Source organism: uncultured Photobacterium sp., from assembly GCF_947502415.1.
In the GTDB taxonomy this organism is placed as follows: Bacteria; Pseudomonadota; Gammaproteobacteria; order Enterobacterales; family Vibrionaceae; genus Photobacterium.
Map to the genome: position 1 here is coordinate 1 of NZ_CANMZV010000090.1, position 937 is coordinate 937.

At 54.2% G+C, this 937-nt stretch carries 1 rRNA gene; it reads left to right on the top strand.

Annotation, left to right across the window (positions count from 1 at the left end):
- Positions 1–937 (top strand): 23S ribosomal RNA (locus Q0852_RS23650); the annotation flags it as partial.

The following is a 937-nucleotide window of genomic DNA, read 5'->3' on the forward strand; positions in this document are numbered from 1 at the left end:
GGTCGAAGCTCTTGATCGAAGCCCCGGTAAACGGCGGCCGTAACTATAACGGTCCTAAGGTAGCGAAATTCCTTGTCGGGTAAGTTCCGACCTGCACGAATGGCGTAATGATGGCCACGCTGTCTCCACCCGAGACTCAGTGAAATTGAAATCGCAGTGAAGATGCTGTGTACCCGCGGCTAGACGGAAAGACCCCGTGAACCTTTACTACAGCTTGGCACTGAACATTGACCCTACATGTGTAGGATAGGTGGGAGGCTTTGAAGCGCAGTCGCTAGATTGCGTGGAGCCGTCCTTGAAATACCACCCTTGTAGTGTTGATGTTCTAACGTCGCCCCCTTATCGGGGGTGCGGACAGTGCCTGGTGGGTAGTTTGACTGGGGCGGTCTCCTCCCAAAGAGTAACGGAGGAGCACGAAGGTGGGCTAATCACGGTCGGACATCGTGAGGTTAGTGCAATGGCATAAGCCCGCTTGACTGCGAGAATGACAATTCGAGCAGGTGCGAAAGCAGGTCATAGTGATCCGGTGGTTCTGAATGGAAGGGCCATCGCTCAACGGATAAAAGGTACTCCGGGGATAACAGGCTGATACCGCCCAAGAGTTCATATCGACGGCGGTGTTTGGCACCTCGATGTCGGCTCATCACATCCTGGGGCTGAAGTCGGTCCCAAGGGTATGGCTGTTCGCCATTTAAAGTGGTACGCGAGCTGGGTTTAGAACGTCGTGAGACAGTTCGGTCCCTATCTGCCGTGGGCGTTGGATGATTGAAGGGGGCTGCTCCTAGTACGAGAGGACCGGAGTGGACGAACCTCTGGTGTTCGGGTTGTTACGCCAGTAGCATTGCCCGGTAGCTAAGTTCGGAATCGATAACCGCTGAAAGCATCTAAGCGGGAAGCGAGCCCTGAGATGAGTCATCCCTGATACTTTAAGTATCCT